The following is a 1,604-nucleotide window of genomic DNA, read 5'->3' on the forward strand; positions in this document are numbered from 1 at the left end:
CATGAGAGACTATCTCAGACAGCACCCATTCCTACACCGTGATTATGCTAGGGAGAAATACTACTACAATGATGATACGGTTAAAAAATTATACAAATCTATTGACAAACGTTCTAAAAAGGAGTATTCTGAAATACTACAAAATTTGGGAAATAAAGCACCCAAGTCTTATAATGATTTCCAAGCTCTGAGCCACTCTGAAAAAGAGTCTTTGAGGTATGATAATAGGATTGTCAATTATTTCAAAGGAGATATTCACGAGAAACTGTCTGAGAAACAGAAACAGCAGGCAGTGGAGGCTTACTTTAATTTCAAAAATGACGGTATAGTGTTTGGAGACCATGCTATAGCACGCTACATAGAGCGTATGAGACGCAATGATGGTACATTTACCTATAACTATGAAACTGTCAAAACAGCCTTTTCACTACCTCCTAACTATGTATCAGAACAGAATGGTAGGCTTGCTAGATACTACAACGGCATTCTTTACATCACTGAACCTGATACAGATATTGTAGTGACTATGATGAAACGTAAAAAACTGAAAGGATTTAAGCCATTATGAAATACAGTCAGCAAGTATTAGACATGCTCAATCAAGCAGTCAGTGGTCAGATTGATAATTTTTGGGATTTTTCCTTTAAGTTTAATGCTCTTTTTGGAGAAGATGAGGAGTTTGCTGAGGCTTGGGATAATGAAAATCCTGAAATGTTTGACGCTCTCAATGACTTTGAGCTAATGATGTTTTTAGAAGAACATGACCCAAGTGACAAGCAAGGATTTATCAACTTCCTAACGCCTTACTACGAAAATGCAAAGCAATTAGTAAAACTTAGCGCTTAGTTAAACCTAGGCGCTTTTCTAATATCCAAAAATATGAGGTAAACCATGAATAAACGTATCAAAAAGAAATACAAACCAATCTTTGAGTTGTGGGAGTTTTTGGAATGGGTCACTTTACGACTGAACAGGCATAATACTCTCCTAGACAGCCTAAAAAGTCGCCTGAACACATTGGAGGACATTGAGTCCACAAATATTCAGACTATCAATCGCAAGTTTGAGGAATACGATAAGCGTATTGAATTACTAGAAAAAGAAATCAAGCAGCTCAAGAAACCGTTTTGGAAACGTTAAGGAGGAAATTATGTTAGAAAAAGCAAAGAAATTGGAAGCTCAAGAATTTTCACGTCTGTCAGGTCGTGCAATCAAGACTGAAGACTGTTTTGTAGTTTGGTTCAGCAAAACCCTGCAAAATTGGAAAGCATTAGTCAGCACTAATCAAATCAAGTCTGATGAAAAGTGTGGCGACTATGCGGAAGTAACTCATAATGGCGATAAAGCAGAAACTTATGTGGATGTCTATGCCAAGATATCAAACCGAGCAATCAAAGATTAGGAGCGTGATCACTCATCTTGACTGGTAGGAAAGACTACTGTAATTAGATATTTACCGTTTGGAAGTCCAAGCGGTTTTTATTTTGCCCTGGATATGGCGTAAAAGTGTCTGTATCTCAGTCCCTCGTGACGTAAAACAAAGGAGTTAAGACATGAGTCTTAAACGTGAGATGTTGGTTGACGCAGGTATCACAGATAACAGC

The 1,604-nt window shown here is 37.5% G+C and carries 3 protein-coding genes and 1 pseudogene; all 4 read left to right on the forward strand.

What is annotated here, in order from left to right; all coding sequences use genetic code 11:
- Positions 1-568: pseudogene (locus ACQRDX_RS09255) on the forward strand (phage minor capsid protein); the annotation flags it as partial.
- Positions 565-846, forward strand: a complete 282-nt coding sequence (locus ACQRDX_RS09260; protein ID WP_044758004.1) for a hypothetical protein — start codon at positions 565-567, stop codon at positions 844-846. The pseudogene ACQRDX_RS09255 and the gene ACQRDX_RS09260, both read left to right, overlap by 4 nt.
- A 45-nt stretch (positions 847-891) precedes the next feature.
- Positions 892-1,140 carry a hypothetical protein gene (locus ACQRDX_RS09265; RefSeq protein ID WP_427883439.1) on the forward strand — a complete coding sequence of 83 codons (249 nt, stop codon included), beginning with the start codon at positions 892-894 and terminating at the stop codon, positions 1,138-1,140.
- Positions 1,141-1,150: 10 nt separating this feature from the next.
- Positions 1,151-1,402, forward strand: a complete 252-nt coding sequence (locus tag ACQRDX_RS09270) for a DUF6275 family protein (RefSeq protein ID WP_427896601.1) — start codon at positions 1,151-1,153, stop codon at positions 1,400-1,402.
- The last annotated feature ends 202 nt before the right edge of the window (positions 1,403-1,604 follow it).

It is taken from the genome of Streptococcus sp. SGI.013, from assembly GCF_050315295.1.
GTDB lineage: Bacteria > Bacillota > Bacilli > Lactobacillales > Streptococcaceae > Streptococcus > Streptococcus porcorum.

Coding starts and splice junctions, on each gene's coding strand:
- ACQRDX_RS09260 (WP_044758004.1), top strand. CDS start 565: ATGAAATACAGTCAGCAAGTATTAGACATGCTCAATCAAGCAGTCAGT.
- ACQRDX_RS09265 (WP_427883439.1), top strand. CDS start 892: ATGAATAAACGTATCAAAAAGAAATACAAACCAATCTTTGAGTTGTGG.
- ACQRDX_RS09270 (WP_427896601.1), top strand. CDS start 1,151: ATGTTAGAAAAAGCAAAGAAATTGGAAGCTCAAGAATTTTCACGTCTG.